The organism is Streptomyces sp. NPDC097619 (assembly GCF_040302735.1).
In the GTDB taxonomy this organism is placed as follows: domain Bacteria; phylum Actinomycetota; class Actinomycetes; order Streptomycetales; family Streptomycetaceae; genus Streptomyces.
Genome location: NZ_JBEOSD010000103.1, coordinates 1 through 22,541 on the forward strand (window position 1 = coordinate 1; position 22,541 = coordinate 22,541).

General features: G+C 73.7%; 21 protein-coding genes. 9 read left to right on the top strand and 12 right to left on the bottom strand.

Annotated elements, in window-relative coordinates:
- The 6 genes from ABTZ17_RS24780 to ABTZ17_RS24805 all read right to left on the bottom strand — a co-directional run.
- The coding region (locus ABTZ17_RS24780) for a lysophospholipid acyltransferase family protein (protein ID WP_352197899.1) at positions 1-721 on the bottom strand (721 nt) is incomplete at its 3' end.
- A gap of 159 nt (positions 722-880) precedes the next feature.
- Positions 881-1,039 (bottom strand): hypothetical protein, encoded by a 159-nt coding sequence (locus ABTZ17_RS24785; protein WP_352197900.1) that lies wholly within the window; start codon positions 1,037-1,039, stop codon positions 881-883.
- 185 nt (positions 1,040-1,224) lie between these two features.
- Complete coding sequence (locus ABTZ17_RS24790; RefSeq protein WP_352197901.1) at positions 1,225-2,181, bottom strand: cytochrome c oxidase assembly protein; 957 nt, start codon at positions 2,179-2,181, stop codon at positions 1,225-1,227.
- A 126-nt stretch (positions 2,182-2,307) separates the two neighbouring features.
- Positions 2,308-3,333 carry a 6-phosphofructokinase gene (locus tag ABTZ17_RS24795; RefSeq protein WP_352197902.1) on the bottom strand — a complete coding sequence of 342 codons (1,026 nt, stop codon included), beginning with the start codon at positions 3,331-3,333 and terminating at the stop codon, positions 2,308-2,310.
- A 207-nt stretch (positions 3,334-3,540) separates the two neighbouring features.
- Entirely contained in the window at positions 3,541-4,269 is a 729-nt protein-coding gene (locus ABTZ17_RS24800) for a type 1 glutamine amidotransferase (RefSeq protein WP_352197903.1), read from the bottom strand.
- A gap of 24 nt (positions 4,270-4,293) precedes the next feature.
- Positions 4,294-5,532 (bottom strand): MurT ligase domain-containing protein, encoded by a 1,239-nt coding sequence (locus ABTZ17_RS24805; protein ID WP_352197904.1) that lies wholly within the window; start codon positions 5,530-5,532, stop codon positions 4,294-4,296.
- Between the two features lie 135 nt (positions 5,533-5,667).
- On the opposite strand from ABTZ17_RS24805, the gene def reads away from it, so the two are divergent.
- Positions 5,668-6,216 carry a peptide deformylase gene (def, locus tag ABTZ17_RS24810; RefSeq protein WP_352197905.1) on the top strand — a complete coding sequence of 183 codons (549 nt, stop codon included), beginning with the start codon at positions 5,668-5,670 and terminating at the stop codon, positions 6,214-6,216.
- 68 nt (positions 6,217-6,284) lie between these two features.
- Here def and ABTZ17_RS24815 read toward each other — a convergent pair whose 3' ends face one another.
- On the bottom strand, positions 6,285-6,929 hold the full coding sequence (locus tag ABTZ17_RS24815; RefSeq protein ID WP_352197906.1) for a TetR/AcrR family transcriptional regulator: 645 nt from the start codon (positions 6,927-6,929) through the stop codon (positions 6,285-6,287).
- A gap of 165 nt (positions 6,930-7,094) precedes the next feature.
- Here ABTZ17_RS24815 and ABTZ17_RS24820 point away from each other — a divergent pair, with 165 nt between their 5' ends.
- Complete coding sequence (locus ABTZ17_RS24820) at positions 7,095-8,324, top strand: acyl-CoA dehydrogenase family protein (protein ID WP_352197907.1); 1,230 nt, start codon at positions 7,095-7,097, stop codon at positions 8,322-8,324.
- A 51-nt stretch (positions 8,325-8,375) separates the two neighbouring features.
- On the opposite strand, the gene ABTZ17_RS24825 is transcribed toward ABTZ17_RS24820, so the two are convergent.
- Positions 8,376-8,825 (bottom strand): SRPBCC family protein, encoded by a 450-nt coding sequence (locus tag ABTZ17_RS24825; protein WP_352197908.1) that lies wholly within the window; start codon positions 8,823-8,825, stop codon positions 8,376-8,378.
- A 156-nt stretch (positions 8,826-8,981) separates the two neighbouring features.
- Between ABTZ17_RS24825 and ABTZ17_RS24830 the strand changes: the two genes are divergently transcribed.
- Positions 8,982-9,173, top strand: coding sequence for a DUF5999 family protein (locus tag ABTZ17_RS24830; protein WP_352197909.1), 192 nt, complete (start codon positions 8,982-8,984; stop codon positions 9,171-9,173).
- A gap of 170 nt (positions 9,174-9,343) precedes the next feature.
- Here ABTZ17_RS24830 and ABTZ17_RS24835 read toward each other — a convergent pair whose 3' ends face one another.
- Positions 9,344-11,353 (bottom strand): ATP-binding protein, encoded by a 2,010-nt coding sequence (locus ABTZ17_RS24835; protein WP_352197910.1) that lies wholly within the window; start codon positions 11,351-11,353, stop codon positions 9,344-9,346.
- A 102-nt stretch (positions 11,354-11,455) separates the two neighbouring features.
- On the bottom strand, positions 11,456-12,412 hold the full coding sequence (locus tag ABTZ17_RS24840; protein WP_352197911.1) for a fibronectin type III domain-containing protein: 957 nt from the start codon (positions 12,410-12,412) through the stop codon (positions 11,456-11,458).
- Between the two features lie 264 nt (positions 12,413-12,676).
- Between ABTZ17_RS24840 and ABTZ17_RS24845 the strand changes: the two genes are divergently transcribed.
- From ABTZ17_RS24845 to ABTZ17_RS24870, 6 genes are all read left to right on the top strand, one after another.
- Entirely contained in the window at positions 12,677-14,278 is a 1,602-nt protein-coding gene (locus tag ABTZ17_RS24845) for an ABC transporter substrate-binding protein (RefSeq protein WP_352197912.1), read from the top strand.
- A 23-nt stretch (positions 14,279-14,301) separates the two neighbouring features.
- Positions 14,302-15,267, top strand: coding sequence for an ABC transporter permease (locus ABTZ17_RS24850; protein WP_352197922.1), 966 nt, complete (start codon positions 14,302-14,304; stop codon positions 15,265-15,267).
- Complete coding sequence (locus ABTZ17_RS24855; protein WP_352197913.1) at positions 15,260-16,222, top strand: ABC transporter permease; 963 nt, start codon at positions 15,260-15,262, stop codon at positions 16,220-16,222. The genes ABTZ17_RS24850 and ABTZ17_RS24855 overlap by 8 nt, the downstream gene beginning before the upstream one ends.
- 107 nt (positions 16,223-16,329) lie before the next feature.
- A complete protein-coding gene (locus ABTZ17_RS24860) occupies positions 16,330-17,253 on the top strand; it encodes an ABC transporter ATP-binding protein (protein WP_352197923.1) in 924 nt (307 codons plus the stop codon).
- The gene (locus tag ABTZ17_RS24865) at positions 17,246-17,920 is read left to right on the top strand and encodes an ABC transporter ATP-binding protein (protein WP_352197914.1); all 675 of its coding nucleotides are present in this window, start codon (positions 17,246-17,248) and stop codon (positions 17,918-17,920) included. Before ABTZ17_RS24860 ends, ABTZ17_RS24865 begins: the two co-directional genes overlap by 8 nt.
- A gap of 124 nt (positions 17,921-18,044) precedes the next feature.
- Complete coding sequence (locus tag ABTZ17_RS24870) at positions 18,045-19,727, top strand: hypothetical protein (protein WP_352197915.1); 1,683 nt, start codon at positions 18,045-18,047, stop codon at positions 19,725-19,727.
- Here ABTZ17_RS24870 and ABTZ17_RS24875 read toward each other — a convergent pair.
- Entirely contained in the window at positions 19,681-20,286 is a 606-nt protein-coding gene (locus tag ABTZ17_RS24875) for a TetR/AcrR family transcriptional regulator (protein ID WP_352197916.1), read from the bottom strand. The genes ABTZ17_RS24870 and ABTZ17_RS24875 overlap by 47 nt on opposite strands.
- A 188-nt stretch (positions 20,287-20,474) precedes the next feature.
- Positions 20,475-22,535: a galactose-binding domain-containing protein gene (locus ABTZ17_RS24880; protein ID WP_352197917.1), complete on the bottom strand. Its 2,061-nt coding sequence runs from the start codon at positions 22,533-22,535 to the stop codon at positions 20,475-20,477.
- Positions 22,536-22,541: the final 6 nt, after the last annotated feature.

The window sequence follows — 22,541 nt, forward strand, 5'->3', positions numbered from 1 at the left end:
CACGACACCTCCCGGAGACGGAGACGGAGACGGAGACGGAGACGGAGACGGAGACGGAGGCGGAGACGAGAGAGACGGAGACGGATCGGTCGGGGCCGGACATCCCGAGCACGGCGTAGACGATCTCGTCGGTCACGGCCCGCAGCACCGCGTGCTGCCCCTCCATGCCGGCGTACCGGGAGAAGTCGAGCGGCTCCCCGAAGCGGATGGTCACCCGGCGCAGCCGCGGCAGCTTCTGCCCGGGCGGCTGCACCTCGAAGGTGCCGACCATCGCGCAGGGCACCACCGGCACCCCCGCCCCCAGCGCCATCGCCGCCACTCCGACCTTGCCCTTGTACAGGCGGCCGTCGTGGGAGCGGGTGCCCTCCGGGTAGATCCCCAGCAGTTCCCCGCGGGAGAGCACGCCCAGGCCCTCCCGGATCGCGGCCTGCCCAGCCTCCCGGCCGCTGCGGTCCACCGGGATCTGTCCGGCGCTGCGGAAGAAGGCGGCCGTGAGCCGCCCCTTGACCCCCGGCCCCGTGAAGTACTCCGCCTTCGCCAGGAAGGTGATCCGGCGCTTGAGCACCGCGGGCATCAGGAAGTGGTCGGAGAAGGACAGGTGGTTCCCCGCGATGATCGCGGCGCCCTCCTCCGGGACGTGCTCCAGGCCCTCGATGCGCGGCCGGAACAGCAGCCGCAGCAGCGGCCCCAGGAGTACGTGCTTGAGCAACTGGTAGAACACGGGCGAAAGACCCCCTCGTCACCGCCGGACCTCGGCGCCCCCATGTTCCCAGGCCGCGCCCGCCCGGAACCCGCGAACGCCCCGGTAGGAACCCGGCACGATCCGGGCCCGGGCCCCGGCACGGACAGCGGCGCGACGGGCCGGGGGAGGGGCCGGCGGTCAGGCGTTCCGGGAGGCCACCATGCCCACGGTGAGGATCCCCAGCAGCACCCAGCCGAACCACAGCCAGCCGTTCGAGCCGAGCGCCACCGAGTAGGCGGACACCACCACCAGGCCACCGATGGTCAGACCGGCCATCGTCTTCACGGATCCGGGCATGAGCGTCCCCTTCCGGCGGTCCGGGGGGATCGGCTCCGCTCCGGACGGCGATCAGGTGGCCATCGTCCCGCCAAGCGGGCTCCGGCGCTACCGTCCGCGCCGGATCTTCGCATCCGGATCACGGCCTCGGGAGCCCCCGGAGGCCGGGGCGGGGGGATCCGTCCCCGCCGGGGCGGGGGCGCGGTTCAGCGGCTGCGGGCCTGGAGCGAGGCCAGGTAGGCGTTGTACTCCTCCAGCTCGCGGTCGCCGTTGCGGTCCGCGGCCCGGTCGGCCCGGCGCGCCGTGCGCTGCTCGGAGTGGTACCACTGGTAGATCAGCGCGATCAGCACCAGCACCGAGGGGATCTCGCTGAAGGCCCAGGCGATGCCGCCCGCCCACTGCTGGTCGTCCAGGGCGTCCACGCCCAGCGAAGCGGGCGGGTTCGCGTACGTGCCGATCAGCGGCTCGCTGGCCATCATCAGCGCGATGCCGAAGAAGGCGTGGAAGGGCATGCCGGCGAACAGCTCCAGCATCCGCATCACGTAGCCGGGCCGGTGCGGCCCCGGGTCCACGCCCATGATCGGCCAGAAGAAGACCAGGCCCACCATGAGGAAGTGGACCATCATCGCGATGTGCCCCGGCTTGCTGCCCATGAGGAAGTCGAAGAGCGGGGTGAAGTACAGGGCGTAGAGGCTCGCGATGAACATCGGGATCGTGAAGGCCGCGTGCGTGACGATCCGCATGTACCGGCTGTGCAGCAGCGCCAGCAGCAGCTCCCGGGGCCCCTTGCGGCCCCGCCCCGCGGGCGGCAGGGCCCGCAGCGCCAGCGTCATCGGCGCGCCGAGCAGCAGCAGGATGGGGGAGAGCATGCTGATGACCATGTGCTGCACCATGTGCACGCTGAACAGGACCATGCCGTAGTCGTTGAGCTTGGTGCACATCACCAGGGCCACGCTCAGCACGCCGGTGGTCCAGGCCGTGACCCGGCCCCAGGACCAGGTGTCGCCCCGGCGCCGCAGCCGCACCACTCCCCAGCCGTACAGGCCGAGCGCGAGCAGGCAGCCGACCAGGAAGAACGGGTCGAAGGAGAGCTCCAGCCCCCGCCCCAGCGTGAACGGCGGCAGATCCATGTCCATGTGGGTGCCGTGCCCGCTGTGATCCATGCGCTACTCCCTTGACCTTGGTGCCCCACCACAGTAATGGCGCCCCCGGACGCGATCGCGTCCGGGGGCGCCGGGGAGCACGGGGGAAACATCACACCGGCCGAACCGGCGGGTCTCCCGGGGGGCTCAGAGGACGGTCTGCGCCTCGTCGTAGCGCTCGGCGGGCACGGTCTTCAGGGTCTCCACGGCGGTGGCCAGCGGGACCATGCTGATGTCGGTGCCGCGCAGGGCGGTGAGCATCCCGAACTCGCCGCGGTGGGCGGCTTCCACGGCGTGCCAGCCGAAGCGGGTGGCGAGGACGCGGTCGTAGGCGGTGGGGGTGCCGCCGCGCTGCACGTGGCCGAGGATGACCGGGCGGGCCTCCTTGCCGAGGCGCCGCTCCAGCTCGACGGCGAGGATGTTGCCGATGCCCGCGAAGCGCTCGTGGCCGTAGACGTCCTTGCCGCCCTCCTGGAACTCCATCGTGCCCGGGAGCGGCTTGGCGCCCTCGGCGACGACGACGATCGCGAACCGCTTGCCCGCCTCGAAGCGGGCCCCGACGATCCGGGTCAGCTCGGTCACGTCGAAGGGGCGCTCCGGCACCACGATGGCGTGCGCGCCGGCGGCCATGCCCGAGTGCAGGGCGATCCATCCGGTGTGGCGACCCATCACCTCGACGACCATCACCCGCTGGTGGGACTCGGCGGTGGTCTTCAGCCGGTCCAGGGCCTCGGTGGCCACGCCGACGGCGGTGTCGAAGCCGAAGGTGACGTCCGTGGAGGCGATGTCGTTGTCGATGGTCTTCGGCACGCCGACGATCGGCAGGCCCGCCTCGGAGAGCAGGTGCGCCGCCTTGAGGGTGCCCTCGCCGCCGATCGGGATGATCGCGTCCAGGCCGAGGTCCGCCACGTGACCCCGGGCCCGCTCCACGCCGTCGCGCAGGTGCGCGGGCTGGACCCGGGAGGAGCCGAGGATGGTGCCGCCGCGGGCCAGGATGCCGGCCACGGCGTCCAGGTCGAGCTTGCGGTAGTCACACTCCAGCAGGCCCTTCCAACCGTCCTGGAAGCCGATCACCTCGTCGCCGTGGTCGACGACGGCGCGGTGCACGACGGAACGGATGACGGCGTTGAGGCCGGGGCAGTCGCCGCCGGAGGTGAGCACACCAATGCGCATGGCAGGAACCTTTGCAACGTGGGCCGACGACCGGACCACGTCGTCCGGTTGGAACTACCGCCACCCTACAAGCGCCGGCGGCGTGGACTGAACCATCCTCCACATGCTGGGCACGGCGCTTGGAGGAACGCCCGGCGAACGCGCGGCGGCCCGGCTCCCCCTCGTGGGGAGCCGGGCCGCACGGTGTGCCGCGGGGTGGGCGCGGGCTCAGGCGGGCTGCGTGGCCGCCGCGATCCGCTCGTTGCGCAGGGCGTCGAACCAGCGGTCGTCGGTGGGAGGCAGCGCGTTCACGTCGAGGGCCAGCTTCAGCAGCAGGTCCGCGATGTGCGGGTTGCGGGCCATCACGGGGCCGTGCATGTAGGTGCCGAACACCGTGTCGTTGTAGGCGCCTTCGGTGCCGTCCCCGGTGCCGTTGCCCCGACCCAGCCGGGTCCGCGCGAAGGGCTTGGCGGTCGGACCCAGGTGGGTGACGCCCTGGTGGTTCTCGAAGCCGGTCAGCTGGGGCAGGCCGAGCCGCGGGTCGATGTCCGCGAGGACGTCGCCCACGCAGCGCTCGCCGTCGCCGCGGACGGTCTCCACGTCGAGCAGGCCCAGGCCGGGCTGGCGCTGTCCCTGGTCGTTGACGAAGGCGTGGCCGAGGATCTGGTACCCGGCGCAGACCGAGAAGACGATGGCGCCGTTGGACACCGCCCGCTCCAGTCCGCCGTCCTGGGAGAGGCGTTCGGCGGCCAGCCGCTGGGGCCGGTCCTCGCCGCCGCCGATCAGGTAGATGTCCCCGGAGGTGGGGATCGGCTGGTCGCTGCGGACGTCCACGCGCTGGACGTCCAGGCCGCGCTGCCGGGCCCGGCGCTCCGTGACCAGCACGTTGCCCTGGTCGCCGTAGGTGCTCAGCAGGTCGGGGTAGACCCACACCAGACGCAGGCTGCTCTCACTCATTCGCGTTCGTCTCTTTCTGGCGGGTCAGTTGCCGACCGTGCGGCGCACGTCCTGGAAGGCGGTGTAGTTCGCGATCAGCTCGATCTGGCCGGGCGGGCAGAGCTGCACGGCCTCGTCGAGGGTGTCGCAGACGCGGAAGTCGAGCCCGGCCACCTCCAGGCGCACCGCGAGGTCCAGGCGACGGTCGCCGATCACGACGATGGGGTGCCCCGCCAGTCGCGGGTAGTCCACGTCCCACAGCCAGCTGGTGTCCGTGCCGTCGGCACCGCGGGCGTTGACGGAGAGGATCACCGGCGCGGGCGCCGGGTCGATGAGGGAAAACGTTTCGAGCCAGCCGGCCGGGTTCTTGGCCAGGAGCAGGCGCAGCTGGCGCCCCTGGTACTCCACCACGTCGTAGCGGCCGGCGACGGCCTGCACCTGGTACATGCGCTCCAGGGCCACCTGCGGGGGCACGCCGAAGACGGCGGCCACGGCGGCCGAGGTGGCGGCGTTGGCCTTGTTGGCGCGGCCGGGCAGCTGGAGGTGGATCGGCCAGGCCGAGCCGTGCGGGTCGAGGACGTGGTCGCCGCTGAGCACCCAGCTCGGGGTGGGGCGGCGGAAGCCGCACTCGCCGCAGAACCAGTCGTCACCGGGGCGCTGCATGACGCCACCGCAGGAGGGGCAGGACCAGGCGTCGTCCTTCCACTCCTGGCCCGCGGCCACCCACACCACGCTCTGCGAGGAGGAGGCCGACCACACGATCAGCGGGTCGTCGCAGTTGGCGATGACCACGGCCTTGGAGCCCTGCAGGCCCTCCCGCCACTTCTCGGCCAGCATGCGGGTCTCGGCGGCCCGGTCCAGCTGGTCGCGGGAGAGGTTCAGCAGGGCGATCGCCTTCGGGGTCACGTCCCGCGCGACCCCGGCGAGGTACTTCTCGTCCACCTCGATGACCCCGTACTTGGCGTCCGAGCCGCCCGCCAGGGCCGAGGTGATGCCCGCGGGCATGTTCGCCCCGAGGGCGTTCGACACCACCGGCCCGCTGGCCCGCAGGGCCTCCGCGATCAGCCGGGTCGTCGTGGTCTTGCCGTTGGTCGCGGAGACCAGGACGACATCCAGGTGCTGTGCCAGCCGTCCCAGCAGATCGGGGTCGAGCTTGAGCGCGACCTTGCCCCCGATCACCGATCCGCTTCCGCGCCCCGCGGCCCGCGACACCGCCGCCGCGGCCTTGCCCGCCGTCACGGCCAGCTTGGCCCGCGGCGAAAGCGGCTCCGTGTTGCCTGCCATCGTCCCTGTTCCTCCTTGCGTCGGTCCGGGCTCAGCCTATCCAGAACCGGCCGGGGCCCTGACCGCGGCGCCGCCGGTGGCCCCGGCCGGTGCTGCGGTTTTCCTCATATCTTCGCCCGACGTACCCTTACGGCCATGCCCAAGCGCCCCATCCCCGGCAGTTCCGGACTCGTCCGCACCATGACCCTGCTGGGCGATCCGGTGCTGCACGCGCCCTGCGCGGAGGTCACCGCGTTCGGCCCGGAGCTGGCCCGGCTGGTGGAGGACATGTTCGCCACCATGTACGCGGCCGAGGGCGTGGGGCTGGCCGCGAACCAGATCGGGGTCGGGAAGCGGGTGTTCGTCTACGACTGCCCCGACGACGAGGACGTGCGCCACGTGGGGCACGTGGTGAACCCGCGCCTCGTCGAGGCCGACGGGGTCGAGGTCCGCGGTCCCGAGGGCTGTCTCTCGCTGCCCGGCCTGGAGGCCGGCACGGACCGGTTCGACCACGCGGTGGTCGAGGGGGTCACCGTCGAGGGGGCACCGGTGCGGATCGAGGGCACCGGCTTCTTCGCGCGCTGCCTCCAGCACGAGTGCGACCACCTCGACGGCACCGTCTACGCGGACCGGGTCACCGGCATGCGGTCCCGACGGCTCCGGCGGGCCATCCGCAAGGCCCCCTGGCACCGTCCCTCCGCCTGACGCCGCCCGGGGACCCGCCCCGCCCCGTCCCGCCCGGCGGGACGGGGCGCCGGAGCCGGGTGCGGGGCTCAGAAGCCGGGCCCGCCGGCCCGGTCCCCGGCCGTGGCCAGGCGGCCCCAGAGCAGGTCGGTGAGGGCGGAGACCAGCCGGGCGCGGTCGAGGGGCCGCTCGCCGAGCCACCAATCGCCCGCGGCGTGCATCATCCCGACGATCCCGTGCCCCCAGACCCGGGCCAGTTCCGCGCCCTCCGGGCCCAGGTCCACCCGCTCCTCGATCACCTTGGCCAGCTCCTCGCCGAGCCGGCGCAGCAGGGGTACGGAGTGCTGCCCGGTGTCGAAGTCGCGGCCGGAGGCCGAGGAGTCCTCGGCGGGGTGCATCAGGAAGCGGTAGACCTGCGGGCGGGCCTCGATGGCGACGAGGTAGGTGTCGAGGGTGGCCTCGACGCGGCTGCGGCGTTCGGCCGGGGCGTCGAGGGCGGCGCGCAGGGAGTCGAGGAGGGCGTCGGTGTGGCGGACCGCCAGGGCCTGGTACAGCCCGGCCTTGTCCCCGAAGTGGCGGTAGAGGATGGGCTTGGTGATGCCCGCCTCGGCCGCGATCGCGTTCATGGACGCCTTGGGGCCCTCGCGGAGGACGACCCGGTCGGCGGCTTCGAGGAGCTCGCGGCGCCTGCGCTCGGCCGTTCCGGGGCGGCCGTCCTGCTGCGTGGTGTCCATTGGGTGTCTTCTCCCCGCCCTTGTGAATCGCGTGACGCACACGCAACGTAACACCCCGGCGCCCCGCGTGATCGGACCGGCGGTGGCGTTGACATTGCTACTGGCGAGTAACAGACTGGCCCCCTCGATCAGGTTACCGCAGGTAACGCACGTCTTGGAGGGGTCATGGCGGAATTCACCATGGAGCTGAGCGAAGACCAGAAGCAGGTGCGCGACTGGATCCACGGATTCTCCGCCGAGGTCATCCGCCCCGCCGCCGCCGAATGGGACGAGCGCGAGGAGACCCCTTGGCCCGTCATCCAGGAGGCCGCCAAGGTCGGCATCTACTCCCTCGACTTCTACGCCCAGCAGTTCTTCGACCCGACCGGCCTCGGCATCCCGATGGCCATGGAGGAGCTGTTCTGGGGGGACGCGGGCATCGCCCTGTCCATCGTCGGCACCGGACTCGCGGCCATCGGCGTCGTCGCCAACGGCACCGAGGAGCAGATCGGCACCTGGATCCCGCAGATGTACGGGACCCCCGACGACGTCAAGGTGGCGGCCTTCTGCTCCTCCGAGCCCGACGCGGGCTCCGACGTGGGCGCGATGCGCACCCGCGCCGTGTACGACCGGGCGAAGGACGAGTGGGTGCTCAACGGCACCAAGACCTGGGCCACCAACGGCGGCATCGCCAACGTCCACATCGTGGTGGCCGTGGTCGACCCCGAGCTGGGCACCAAGGGCCACGCCTCCTTCATCATCCCGCCCGGCACCCCCGGCCTGGCCCAGGGGCAGAAGTTCAAGAAGCACGGGATCCGGGCCTCGCACACCGCCGAGGTGATCCTGGAGGACGTCCGGATCCCCGGCTCCTGCCTCCTCGGCGGCAAGGACAAGCTGGACGAGCGGCTGGCCCGGGCCCGCGAGCGCGCGGCGGCGGGCGGCGGCGAGCGCGTGAAGAACGCCGCCATGGCCACCTTCGAGGCCTCCCGCCCGGCCGTCGGCGCCATGGCCGTGGGCACCGCCCGGGCCGCCTACGAGGTCGCCCTCGACTACGCGCGGACCCGTACCCAGTTCGGCCGTCCGATCATCGACAACCAGGGCGTGGCCTTCCAGCTCGCCGACATGCGGACCAAGATCGACGCGGCCCGGCTGCTGGTCTGGCGCGCCTCCTGGATGGCCGTCTCGGGCAAGCCCTTCACCTCAGCCGAGGGCTCCATGTCCAAGCTGTACGCGAGCGAGGTCGCCAAGGAGGTCACCGCCCAGGCCGTGCAGATCCTCGGCGGCAACGGCTTCACCCGCGAGTACCCCGTGGAGCGCATGCACCGGGACAGCGCGATCTACACGATCTTCGAGGGGACCAGCGAGATCCAGCGCCTGGTCATCGCCCGCACCCTGGCCGGCGTCCCCATCCGCTGACCCCGCCCGCCGAGCGGACCCCGAGGCCCCGCCCGCGCGTCGGACGGGGCCTCAGGGCGTGCGCAGCAGGGTGGTCAGGGCGCGGCCGAAGACGGCGCGCCCGGCGCCGGCCAGGAGCGGATCGCCGGCGCGCGGGACCCCCCGGACCCGAAGCTCCTCGTGCCACTCCACCACGCAGCCCCCGGTGACCGGCAGGACGCCGATCTCCGCCCAGCCCGTGACCCACCGCCCCCGCTTCTCCAACCGCACCAGCCCGGCCGCCGCGCCGGCCGCGTCCCCGGCAGGGGGCCGCCAGACCGTCACCTCCATCGGGTCGTCGAAGACCGCCGGGCCGAGTCCGGTGCGGGCCGTGAAACGGCTCCCCGGCCCGGTCGGAGGGGGTGTGAGCAGGACGGTACGGGTCAGCGGGACCAGGGCGCCGTGCCGCTCCCAGTCGGTCACGCACCGCCACGCCCCGGACGCCGTCAGCGGACTGGTCCGCACGATTCGGATGAAGGCCATTCACAGAGGGTAAAACCACTTCCCGGTCCGTGAGATGCAGCACGAATACGGGTTCCCTTGCCCCCGCTTGATCAGTAATACTTCCCGCCACCGTGGAAGGCGGCGCGCCGCGATGACCACCGGCCCAGTGCCTCCACAACCGTGAGGAGGTGCGCCATGTGTACCCACCAGCCCCCGTGCCCGTCCGCCGACAGCGCCGACCGCGACGCCGCCCGGACCGTGGCCTTCCACCCCGAGCAGGGCTGGAGCCTGCTCTGCAACGGAGTGGTGCTCTTCGACGACACCGGGGAACTGCTCCCCGACGGCCGGGCCGTGCAGTCCCGCCGGCCCGCAGCGGCCGCGGTCTAGGCCCGTACTCCTGAGGAGGCTGATTCCGATGCAGCAGATCCGCATCCGCAAGCCCGCCCCGAAGCCCGCCCCCCGCGACCTGGACCTGCGCACCCCGTCGGGCAGAACCCTCCCGTACTGACGGGAGTCCGCGCCCCGCCGGACCGCGCGCACGCGGCGGTCCGGCGGGATCAGGGCGCCGGTTCCGCGACGCCCGCCCGGAAGGCGCGTTCGAAGGCCGCGTCCCCGATGGCCGCCCGGGCCCGCCGTTCCCCGCCGTCGCGGAGGGCGGTCAGCGAGGGGGAGCCCATCTGGGGCCGCCCCACCGTGCGCCACACCGCCGCGCCCGTGCCCAGCAGGCGCGCGGCCAGTTCCCCGTCGCCCTGCGCGGCGACGGCGGCGGCGAGCAGGTCCAGGCCGATGGCGATGCCGAAGCTGTCGTCCAGCAGCCGTTTGCCGGACAGCATGGACCGCACGTGCCGGTCGGCGTCCCCGGGCCGGCCCGCGCCCAGCGCCGCCACGGCCAGGACGTAGTCGGCGTAGGCCCGCAGCCAGGTTTCCCCGAGCCGGGCGCAGGCGGCCCGCAGCTCGGCGGCCTCCTCCGTGGCCTCCTCGTGGCGGCCCAGGTCGCACAGGGCGTAGGCGGTGGCCAGGCGGCAGAGGAGGCGGCCCGCCCCGTCCTCGTCGGCCCCGCCGACGGGCGCCGCGGAGACCTCCAGGGCGCGGGCGGGTTCCCCGGGCATCAGGACCGACACGGCGAGGACGTAGGAGCAGCGGGCGGCGAGCTCGGGGTCGGCGAGGCTGGCGGCCTGGGCTGCAGCGGCCCGGCCTCGGTCGAGGGCGGTGGCGAAGTCGCCCTGGAGCATGGCCACGGTGCCGAGGGTCCAGAGGGCCTGGGCGTGGGCCGGGCCGGGCTCGGGGGCGGTGGTCAGGGCGCGTTCGAGGAATCCGCGGCCCTCGCGGAGGCGGCCGCAGCAGATCCAGAAGAACCAGAGGTCGCCCGCCAGTTCCAGGGCGGTGCGGGGGTCGGTGTCGAGCAGGTGTTCCAGGGCGGCGCGCAGTTCGGTGTGCTCGTCCGTCAGGCGCCTTTGCCAGTGAACCTGTTCGGGTCCGAGCCAGCCCCGTCCGGCCTCGCGGGCCAGGGCGGCGTACCAGTGGGCGTGCCGGTCGGCGGTGCGCTCCTCCTCGCCGAGTTCGGCCAGCCAGGCGCGGCCGTACTCGCGGATGGTGTCGAGCATGCGGTAGCGCTCCCGGGTCCGTTCCACGGTGCGGCGGACCACGGACTTGCCGACGAGGCCGGTGAGCACCCGCTGCACCTGGGAGGCGGGCAGCGGGCCGCCCGCGCAGACGGCGCGGGCGGCGGCGAGGGTGAACTCCCCGGCGAACACCGACAGGCGGGCCCACAGGAGCCTTTCGAGGGGTTCGCAGAGTTCGTGGCTCCAGCCGATGGCGGTGCGCATGGTGCGGTGGCGGGGGAGCCGGGCGGAGCGGGTGTCGGTGAGCAGGTCGAAGCGGGCGCCGAGCCGGTCGGCCACCTCTTCGAGGGTCCACAGGCGCAGTCGGGCGCCGGCCAGTTCGAGGGCGAGGGGGATGCCGTCGAGGCGGCGGCAGACCTCGACGGCGGTGGCGGTGCGGCCGGGGTCGGCGAAGGCGGCGGCGGCCCGGGGGCCGGCGGCGAGGGCCCGGGCGCGGAAGAGGGCGAGGGCGTCGCTGTCGGGTCCGGCGACGGGGAGCGGGCGGACCTCGGTGACCCACTCGGCGGTGGCGCCGAGGGGTTGCCGGCTGGTGACGACCACCGTCAGTTCCGGTGCGGACTGGAGGAGTTCGGCGACCAGGTGGCGGCAGCGGTCCACCAGGTGTTCGCAGGTGTCGAGGACCAGGAGGAGCCGTTTGTCGCGGACCCAGGCGCACAGCTCCTCGTCCGAGGTGAGGAGGCTCTGCTCGGCGAGGCCCAGGGTGTGGGCGACGGTGGTGGAGAGGAGCCCGGGGTCGCGCAGCGGGGAGAGCTCCACCCACCAGGTGCCGTCGGGGTAGGAGGGTCGGGCGCGGTGGGCGGCCCGGAGGGCGAGCCGGGACTTGCCGACCCCGCCCGCTCCGGTCAGCGTGATCAGGCGGCGGTCCCTCAGCAGGGCGGCCAGCCGGTCGAGTTCGGCACCACGGCCCACAAAGCTTGCCGTCTCGGACGGCAGATTCCCCAGCACGGCGACAGATTCTGTCCCAGTGCCCCCGGCGGGCAAGCCCCGGTGATCATTGTTGATCGAATAGTCACCGAACCTTCCGCCGGCGGACCGACCGGAATTCCCCTAGCCTGCGAGTCTGACCGTGCGCTCCGCGGAGAAGGAGCCCCAGTTGCCGTCGGGCAGCCGGGCGCGCAGTTTCAGGCGCCAGACGGTCCCGGCGGGTTCGGCGACGGTGAGCCGGTAGACGGCCCGGCCGGTGGGCACGGCCCCCTTGCCCCACTGCACGACGGTGGTCATCCGGCCGTTGACGAAGAGCTGGTATTCGCCCACGGGGCGGCCGGTGTCGGGGGCGTTCCAGGAGAGTTCGAGGGTGCCGGGCGCGGCCGTGGCCCGGAAGTCGGCGGGTGAGGTGGCGGCGCCGTCCCCGGAGCCCCGCGGGGTGGTGACGTCGGCGGCGGGGCTGTCGGGGGAGGAGTTGTCGGCGCGGTCCCGGGCCCGGACGGTGAAGGTGTAGACGGTGTCGGGGCGCAGCCCGGTGACGGTGGTCGTGGTGGTGAGGCCGTCCACGGTGTGGATGCGGGCGCCGCCCTGGTAGACGTCGTAGGCCGTGACCCCGGTGTCGTCGGTGACGGGGGTCCAGCCGAGCGAGGCGGTGCGCGGGCCGGTCGGCCGGGCGGTGAGCCGGGCCGGGGTGCCGGGCGGGCGGCGGTCCTCGGGGGCCGCGGCGGGCATGGTGACGCGGGCGGCGGGGGCGAGGGCGGAGAGGTTCCCGGCTGCGTCCCGGGCGCGGACGGAGAAGGAGTACGCCCGCTGCGGGGTGAGGCCGGCGATGTCGGTCATGTGCTTCTCGGCGGGCAGGTCCCGGACGGGTTGCCCGTCCCGGAAGACCTGGTAGCCGGTGACCCCGTCGGCGGGGCGGGCCTGGTCCCACATCACGTGCACGGAGCCGGAGCTGCCGGCCTGGGCGGTGAGCCCGGCCGGGGCGGGCGGCGGTTCGGTGTCGGGTCCGGTCCCGGAACAGCCCGCCAGCAGGCAGGCGGCCAGTACGGCCGGTACGGCCTGACTCGCGGGGCGTCGCACGGTCCCCCCTGTGGGGTCGCAGTGGGCACGTCAAAGGTCTAGACATATATGTCACGGGTGCGGGGGTGTCATCAAGGGTCGGGGACCGGTCCGCGCCGAGCCGTCCGGGTTTGCGTGAGGGATGCCCTATGCGTCGATGAACGCCCTGTGTCAGGACGTGACCGATACGTACGGTTTAATTGCAAGCGATTCGCAAAAACTTTTGATCATCACGCAGCAGCAGACATCACAACGTGTCACGAGCAGTACAGAGGTGTGCACAGCATGACGGCCCGATCGGCCCGGCGCCTGGCCGCGACCGCCCTGGCAGCCGCCCTCGCCCTGAGCGCGGCGGCCTGTTCCCGGCCCGCCGACGGCGGCGCCTCCACGGCGGCCGGCGCCGCCGACTCCGTCGTGGTCGGCATGGCCAACGAGCCCGAGACCCTCAGCCCGCTCCTGGGCTACGGCAAGGACGGCAACTCCAAGATCTTCGACGGACTGCTCACCCACGACGCCGACATGAAGCTGCGTCCCGCCCTCGCCACGACCCTCCCCACGGTCTCCGCCGACGGGCTCACCTACACCTTCACCCTCCGCCCCGGCGTGAAGTTCAGCGACGGCACCCCCTTCACCGCCGAGGACGTGGTCTTCACCTACCGCACCATCCTCGACCCGAAGACGAACAACCCCTCCAAGAGCGAGCTCGACGCCGTCGGGAGCGTCGTCCGCAAGGGCACCGACCAGGTCGTCTTCACCCTGAAGTACCCCTACGCCCCGTTCGCCGAGCGCACCGTCCTGCCCATCGCCCCGAAGCACCTCGCGGGCACCCAGGACGTCAACACCGGCCCCTTCACCACGGCACCCGTGGGCACCGGGCCCTACGTCCTCACCCGCTGGTCCAAGGGCGAGAAGCTCAGCTTCACCGCGAACCCCCACTACTGGGGCGGCGCCCCCACGGTGAAGAAGTTCACCATGGCCGTCATCAAGGACGACGACGTCCGCGCCACCCGGCTGCGCGCCGGCGAGCTCGACGGCGCCATCCTGCCGCCCAACCTGGCGCGCGGCTTCGGCAAGGGACAGGGCCGCACCGTCCTCGCCGCCAAGTCCTTCGACTACCGCAACGTCACCCTGCCCACCCACCACCGGGTGACCGGCGACCTCGCGGTGCGCCGCGCCCTCGACCTCGCCGTGGACCGCCGGGCCATGGTCGACGGCATCCTCGAAGGCGCCGGCAAGCCCGCCTACGGGCCGGTCCCCACCGACAGCCCCTGGTTCACCGCCGGCACCGAGCGCCGCCACGACCTCCCGGCCGCCCGCGGCATCCTCGACGCCGCGGGCTGGAAGCCCGGACCCGACGGCATCCGGGTCCGCGACGGCGTCCGCGCCTCCTTCACGCTCTGGTACACCACCGGCGACAAGCTGCGCCAGGACCACGCCCTCGCCTTCGCCTCCGACGCCCGCAAGGCGGGCATCGAGGTCCGCACCGAGGCCGGCACCTGGGAGGTCATCGAGCCCCGGATGAAGACCGAGGCCGTCCTCGCCGGCGGCGGCTCCCCGGCCGACCCCGACTTCGACCAGTACCTGCTGCTGAACTCCGCCCTCGGCGGCGACGGCTTCAACAACATGGCCCGGTACGACAACCCCGCCGTGGACCGGGCCCTCGACGCGGCCCGCCGCAGCGGCGACCACGCCGTCCGCAAGGCCGCCTACGACACCGTCCAGCGTGAGCTCGTCAAGAACCCCGGCTACGTCTTCCTCACCCACATCGACCACCTCTACGTGGTCTCCGACCGCCGCCCGGGCCTCACCACCCAGGTCGAGCCGCACGACCACGGCCTCGGCTCCGGCCCCTGGTGGAACGTGGAGAAGTGGCAGCCGGCGAAGTGAGCCGGTCCCTGCCCTGGGGCTCGATGGCCCGGATGGCCGGGCGGCGGACCCTGTCCGCCGCCCCCGTCCTCCTGGCGGTCACCTTCGGCGTGTTCGCCGTCGCCGAACTCTCCCCCTTCGACCCGGTCAAGGCCTACGCCGGCACGGCCGGACTCACCGCCACGCAGCAGGAACTCGACCAGCTGCGCGCCAACCTCGGCGCCGACCTCCCCCTGATCGGCCGCTGGTGGGACTGGCTGACCTCGGCCGTCACCGGCGACCTCGGCACCTCCACCGTCTTCCGCGGGCCCGTGTCCGACGTGATCAGCGAACGCCTCGGCTGGTCCGTGCTCTTGGCCGGCACCGCCTTCGCCCTCGCCGTCCTCCTCGGCACCGCGCTCGGCGTGCTCGCCGCCCGCCGCCCGGGGAGCCTCCCGGACCGCGCCCTCAGCGCCGGCGCCTACACCCTCGAAGCCGCCCCCGCCTTCTGGCTGGGCCTGCTCGCCGTCTGGTTCTTCTCCGTCCGCCTCGGCGTGCTGCCGGCGGGCGGCCTCACCGACCCGGGCACCGACACCGTCACCGCCGACCAGGTCCTCCGCCACCTGGCCCTGCCGGCCCTGGTGCTCGGACTCTCCCAGCTCCCCTGGTTCTTCCTGTACGTCCGCCAAGGCGTGACCGACGCCCTCGCCCAGGACCCCGTCCGCGGAGCCCGCGCCCGCGGCCTGTCCGAACGCACCGTCCTCCTCGGGCACGCCCTGCGCTCCGGACTCCTGCCGGTCCTCACCCTGATCGGCTCCCGGGTCCCCGAACTCATCACCGGGGCCCTGCTCGTCGAGACCGTGTTCAGCTGGCCCGGCATCGCCGCCGCCACCGTCGAGGCCGCCACCTCCGTGGACTTCTCCCTCCTGGCCGCCCTCACCGTGCTGGCCACCGCCGCCGTCCTCGCCGGGAACCTCCTCTCCGACCTGCTGTACGGACTGGCCGACCCCCGGGTGGGCTTCGATGGCTGACGCACCCCCGCGCGGGACCGCCGAGGTCGCCGGGACCTCCCCCACGGAGCGCGCCGCGGCGCCCGACACGAGGCCCGATCCGCAGGACGGGATCCACTGGCGGGCCCGCGGGCGCGCCACCCGCTCGGCCCGCACCCTCCGCGTGCGCACCAGCGCCGCCGTCGTCGCGGTCCTGGTCCTCGCCGTGCTCCTGGTCCCGGCCCTGGCCACGGCCACCCCCGACCAGCAGTCCGTGGACCTCGCCGCCCGGCTCCTGCCGCCTTCCTGGCAGCACCCCTTCGGCACCGACGAACTCGGCCGCGACCTCCTGGTGCGCTGCGTCCACGGACTGCGGGTGTCCCTCCTCGTCGGGGTGGTCGCCGCCCTCGTCGCCACCCTCGTGGGCACCGCCGTCGGCGCCGCCGCCGGAGCTCTCGGCGGTCGCGCCGACCGCCTCCTGATGCGCCTCGTCGACGGCGTCTCCTCCGTACCGCACCTGCTCCTCGGCATCTTCGTGGTGGCCATGTTCCGCCCCGGGATCTGGCCCGTGATCGCCTCCGTCGCCGTCACCCACTGGCTCTCCACCGCCCGCATCGTCCGCGCCGAAGTGCTCTCCCTGCGCGGCCGCCCCTACATCGACGCCGCCGTCTCCGGCGGCTCCTCCCGGCTCCGCACCACCGTGCGCCACCTGCTCCCCGGCGTCCTCCCGCAGGCCGGCCTCGCCGCCGTCCTGATGGTCCCGCACGCCATGTGGCACGAATCGGCCCTGTCCTTCCTCGGCCTCGGCCTCCCCGCGCACCAGGCCAGCCTCGGCACCCTGGTGCAGAACGGCCGCGGCTCCCTCCTCGCGGGCGACTGGTGGCCCACCCTCTTCCCCGGCCTCCTCCTGATCGTCCCCACCCTCGCCCTCGCCGGACTCGCCGGCGCCTGGCGGGACCGCCTCGACCCCCGCACCCGCTCGGAGCTGACCCTGTGAGCCCCGCACCCGCGCCCACCGCCGCCCCCGGCCCCCCGGAGCCCGCGGCGGCCGAGGCCCCCGCCACGCCCGTGCTGCGGGTCCGCGACCTCTCCGTCCGCTTCCGGATGCGCGCCGGACGGTACGTCGAAGCCGTCACCGACGCCGCCTTCGACCTCGCCCCCGGGGAATGCCTCGTACTCGTCGGCGAGAGCGGCTGCGGCAAGTCCGTCCTGGCCTCCGCCCTCCTCGGACTGCTCCCCGGCAACGCCGAGACCGCCGGCTCGGCCCTCCTCGACGACGGCCTCGACCTCCTGGCCGCCGCCGAACCCACCCTCGCCCGGACCGTGCGCGGCCGCCGCGTCGGCCTCGTCCCGCAGAGCCCCGCCGCCCACCTCACCCCGGTCCGCACCGTCCGCGCGCACCTCGCCGAGACCGTCCGCGCCCTGACCCGCACCTCCCGCGCCGCCCTCCCCGAGGCCGTCGGCGCCGCCGCGGACCGGGCCGCCTTCCCCCGCACCCACCTCGACCGCCACCCCCACGAACTCTCCGGCGGCCTCGCCCAACGCGCCGCCACGGCCCTGGCCCTCGTCGGCGGAGCCCCGCTCCTCCTCGCCGACGAACCCACCACCGGACTCGACCGCGAACTCGTCGAGCGCACCGTCGACGAACTCCGCGCCCACACCCGCGACGGCCGCGCCCTGCTGATGATCACCCACGATCTGGCTGCCGCCGCCCGCATCGCCGACACCGTCGCCGTCATGTACGCCGGACGCCTCGTGGAACTGACCCCCGCCCGGGAGTTCTTCGGCACCCCCGGCCCCCGCCACCCCTACGCCCGCGGCCTCCTCGCCGCCCTGCCCGAGCGGGAGTTCACCCCGCTGCCCGGCAGCCCGCCCGCACTCGGCGACCTGCCGCCCGGCTGCGCCTTCGCCGCCCGCTGCCCCGCCGTCGGACCCGCCTGCGCCGAACGACCCGCCTTCACCGACGGCCTCGCCTGCCACCACCCGGACGGTCCCGACCCGCGCCTCCCGGAGCCCGCCCGTGCTTGAACTCCGCTCCGTCACCGCCGGATACCGGCCCGGCGCCCCCGTCTTCACCGACCTCGACCTCACCCTGGAACCCGGCACCTCCACCGGGCTCCTCGGACCGAGCGGCTGCGGCAAGTCCACCCTGGCCCGGGTCGCCGCCCTGCTGCACCGGCCGGACCGAGGCGCCCTCGTCCTCGACGGCACCCCCGTCACCGCCTGGCGGCACCGCGCCCCGCGCGCGCAACGCACCGCCGTCGGCGTGCTGTTCCAGCAGCCCCGGGCCGCCGCCGACCCCCGGCTCCGGCTCCGCGACCTCATCGCCGAACCCCTCCGCGCCACCGGACGCCGCACCGAGGCCGCGACGGCCGTCCCCGCCCTCGCCGAGCGCGTCGGCCTCGGCCCCGACCTCCTCACCCGCCGACCCCACGAGGTCAGCGACGGACAGCTGCAACGCGCCTGCCTGGCCCGCGCCCTGGTGCTCCGGCCCCGCTGGCTGGTCTGCGACGAGATGACCGCCATGCTCGACGCCTCCACCACCGCGGCCCTGGTCGCCGTCGTCGAGGAGTACCGGGCCGACACCGGCGCCGGACTGCTCGCCGTCGGCCACGACCGGATCCTGCTGGACCGCTGGTGCGACCTGACCGTCCACTGGAACGAGCTCACGGCCCCCACGCCCCCGGCCGGCTGACCCACGGCCCGCCGGGCCGCTCGCAGCCGCCCCATCCGCACGGGCCTGGACTCTTCGCGCCCCGGCTCCTACCGTCGGGCGCCCGACGGGTCCGCCCGCCCGGGAACCGGAGGGAGGTCCGGCGATGCCGCGCAGGACCGTGCACTGTGCGGTGGCCCCGCTGCTCCTGGCCGCGGCGGTCCTCTACGGACCGCCGGCCGGCCCCCCGGGCGCGGACGGGAGCATCCCCCGCACCCCGGGCCACCGCCTGGTCGCCGCCTACGAGGGCGCTCCCGCCGTGCCCGCCCCGCTGCCCGGGGCCGCCCCGCCCCGACACCCCCACCTCGCGCCCGCGGGCCGCAGCGGCATGCACGCGGACGCCGGGGGCAGCGCCGCCTCGCCCTGGTCCGGCCCGCTGGGACGCAACCCACGGGTCACCACCCGACGGATCGCCGCCCTCGGCGGGGAGTGCGCCACCGTCACCTTCGACTCCGGGGGCCGCCTGGTCACCGTCTGCGGCACCCTCGCGGGCTTCCGCCTGCTCCTCCTGGACCCCCGGACCCTCGCCACGCTGGCCGAACACCGGCTCCCGCAGCGCCCGTCCACCGTGTCCGCCCTCACCGCCCTGGACCCCTCCCGGATCCTCAAGGACACCTCCGGTGGCGCCTACTTCCACCTCGACCACCGCGACCGCGCCGTACTCGCCGACTCCCGCGGACACCTCCTGCGCCTGGCCCACTCCCGGGACGCCCGCGGGCGCTGGCGGTTCACCACCGAGGACGACTGGGACCTCACCGGACACGTCCCGCACGACTGCCCGCGCTGGACCGACCCGCGCCCGGCCGGCACCTGCGACCCCGTCACCTCGGTCATGCCCGACTGGGCCGGGCTGCTCTGGTGGGTGACCCGCCGGGGCCGGATCGGGACCGTGGATCCGGCCGACGGCGCGGTCCGCTCGGTCCGACTGCCGGGGGAGGAGATCCAGAACTCCTTCTCCGTGGCCCGGGACGGCGTCTCGATCGTCTCCGACCACGCCCTGTACTCCTTCGCAGCCGACCCCGACGGCACCCCGCGGATCCGCTGGCGGGAGCCGTACGACCGGGGTTCCGGCACCAAGCCCGGTTCGGTGAACCAGGGGTCGGGCACCACCCCCGACCTGTTCGGCGAAGGCCCGGGCGGGAGCGGGAGCGGCGGCGGTGGCTACGTGGCGATCACGGACAACGCGGACGACCGGATGAACCTCCTCGTCTTCCGGCGCGGCCCGGACGTGCCGGCCGGGCGTCGACTGGTCTGCCGGGTGCCGCTGTTCCGGTCCGGTGCCTCCACCACCGACAACTCCGCCGTCACCTGGGGGCGCAGCCTCGTGGTGGAGAACAACTACGGCTACGAGAACCCGGCCGGGGTGCTGTTCGGCCGGAGCGTGCCCGGCGGCGCGACCCGGGTGGACGTTCGGGCCGACGGCAGTGGCTGCGACACCGTCTGGGAGAGCCCGGTGCGCTCGCCCTCCACGGTGCCCAAGTTGTCCGTCGGCAACGGCCTCCTCTACTTCTACGAGAAGCCCCCCAACCGGTGGGGCATCGACGCCTGGTACCTGACGGCGGTGGACTTCCGCACCGGACAGCGTCGTTGGCGGGTGCTGACCGGCACCGGACCCGGCTACGACAACAACTGGGCGCCCGTCACGCTCGGCCCGGACGGCACCGCCTACGTCGGCGTCCTCAACGGCATCCTCGCGGTCCGCGACGGGGACCGACCGGCCGGCCCGTCCCGGCCGCCCCTCCTCAGGACTCCGGCCGGCCGGTGGCCAGGGCCGTCACCTGGGCGGTGACCAGGTCCAGGATCTCGGGGGCGGCCGTGTCCCCGCCACGGGCCAGCGCGTGCAGGGTGAGGCCGTCGGTCACGGCCGCCAGGTACTCCGCGAGGACGGGCACCGGCACGGCCGGGACGAATCCCGTGTGCTCGCCGAGCTGCTCGATGAGCTCGCGGTAGGCGTCGGCGTACAGCCCGTACTGACGGTGCGCCAGGTGGGCGGAGCCGGGCTCGCGCAGGGCGTACTGGGTGAGTTCGTAGGTGAGCATGTGCTGCCCGGGGTGTGCGACGACGTGGTCCCAGTACGCCTGGAAGCCGGCCCGGACGGTCTCCCCGAGGGTGGCCCGGGGCCGCAGGACCTCCTTCACCATGGCCACGTACCGGTCGGTGATGAGCGCGATCACCGCCTCCAACAGGGCCTGCTTGGAGTCGAAGCAATAGTGGAAGACGCTGAGCGAGACGCCCGCCTCGGCGGAGACCGAGCGGGTGGTGGTGCGGGCCACCCCGTCCCGCGCCATCACGCGGACCGCCGCCTCGGTGAGCTGGCGCCGGCGCTCGGCCGACGGCATCCGTGCCATGGTGATTCCCCGTTCCCGTGCTGTCCGTTCCGTGCCGCGTGCCGTGAACCCGTCCCCGCTGCCCGTAAGAGTGCCCGAGACCCGGGCCGAGGAGGGTCCCCGGCCCCCGCCGTGTCGCCGGGAACGCCGCCGGGCCGGCCGGATCGCGGTGCTGATCCGGCCGGCCCGGCCCTGTGCGTCCGGTCGGCTCAGCCGCTGTAGACGCCCACCTCGTGCAGGGAGTAGCCCCACTGGGTGCCGCGTTGGACCCCCACGATCCGGAGGTGCCGGGCGGTCACCCCGTCGAAGCGGGCGGTGTCCAGGCCACCGTCCCCGGTGCTCGTGCTCCAGACGGTCCGCCACTCGGAGCCGTCGTCGGAGACCTCGATCCGGTACGCCTTGCCGTAGGCCGCCTCCCAGTCGAGGGTGACCCGCTTGACCAGGGAGGGGGAGCCCAGGTCGATGCGCAGCCACTGGTTGTCGTTCCACTCGCTGGCCCACCGGGTGCCGCGGTCGCCGTCCACGGCCCGCCCGGGGGCGAAGCTCTCGAAGGGGTTCCACCACTCGGCGGTGGAGGCCGAGGCCGGCCGGCCGGAGGCGAGGTCGACCTCCGCCTTGTGCTTCTCGGAGCCGCCCCAGGTGGTGAGGTAGGACTCCGCCCCGCGGAACAGGTCGTCGACCACGTCCTGCCCGCCGGTCAACCGGATGTCCTCGATCCAGTCGGGCACCAGCCCGTAGTGCGAGGCCCCGTCGGTGTTGAGGTCCCAGGTGCGTTGTCCGGTGGTCACCCGGTCGATGACCGAGCCGCCGTCGGCGCTGCGGAAGGGGTACTTCACCGGGTTGGGGGCGTCGGCCCCGCGCGGGCCGGGCCAGCCGCCGACGCCGTTCATGTCGGTGCCGTAGCCGTAGCCGACCTTGTACTTGTCGCGCAGCGCGTCGGTCCGCTTCGCCTCGGCGCTGAAGGCCTCCGAGCCGTTCATGTACTGGGCGATGAAACCGCCGAGCCGGTAGACCCGCTCGGTCCAGTTCAGGTCCATCCAGCTGTGCGAGGAGATCACGCCGGGGTAGGACTCGGACTCCAGGATGTCGAGCGCCCGGCCGGTGGCCTTCACGCTCATGTGGTCGATCTCCAGCATCATCTTGCGTTTCATCATCCCGCGCACGGCGTACTCGCCCAGGTCGGTCAGGCCCCGGGTGTTGCACCGCGCCCCCGCGGCGTACTCGGGCACCGCGACCCCGGCGGGCAGCTGCTTCTCGGCGGAGGGGGCGGCGGCCAGGCCGATCGGGTTGTCCTGCTGCGGGCCGGCGCACTGCTCGGTCTTCCAGAAGGTGCCGGTGGACAGGAACTGGCCGACGTTGATGGCCGTGCCCAGGGCTCCGCTGTCGAAGCGCACGCCGCACAGGGCGTTGTCGAACTTGTGGCACAGGAACATGCTCCGGACGCCGATCCGGTGCAGCTCGTCCAGGCCTCGGTCGATGTCGGCGCGGTCGCACTGGGCGATGTCGAGGATCTGCTTGCAGCCGAAGGGCTCGGAGGTCTCCACGCCCAGGACCACGGCGAGCTTGCCCTGCTCGATCACGCGGCGGGCCTGCTCGGAGTCGGTGACGATCCGGAAGAAGCCCTTGCCGGGGCCGCCGTAGATCTTGTCGATGTAGTCCTGCATCTCGTAGGTCTTGCGGGCCTCCAGACGGATGGCGGTCATCTCGTCGCAGGAGCGGTCCTTGAAGAAGTAGACCGAGCAGATGACGCCGTTGGTGACGAGGTCGTTGACCAGGACCCGCTGGCCACCGCGCCAGGCCCGCTCCACCCACGCGTAGTAGTTCTGCTGGTGGGTGAGGGAGTCGTGGGCCGGCCAGTCCTTGAAGGTGGGCCAGCCGTCCGGGTCGTGTTTGCCGTCGCCGCCCTTGGTGATGAAGTCGAAGACGGCGAGGCTGCCGTCGGGGTAGTGCTCCGGGCAGTCCTTGAGGGCGTCGGCGATGCCCTGCTCGGAGAAGGGCTTTCCGCAGATCAGGCGGCCGCCGAAGCCTTCGTTGGACATCAGGTGGTCGTGCGCGTCGACGAAGCCGCGGACCTTGCCCTGGGCGTCGGTGCCCTTGAACGGTTCACCGGTGACGTCGATCCGGGAGTCGGGGGCCGGGCGGGCGGTCGGGTTCCACCAGTCGTTCTCGGCCGCGGAGCTGGGAACGGTGCCGAGCAGCAGTGCCATCGCGGAGATCAGCAGGGCGAACAGGGCCAGGGGCCTGCGCCTGCCGCGTGGGGGTCGCGTCATGGTCAT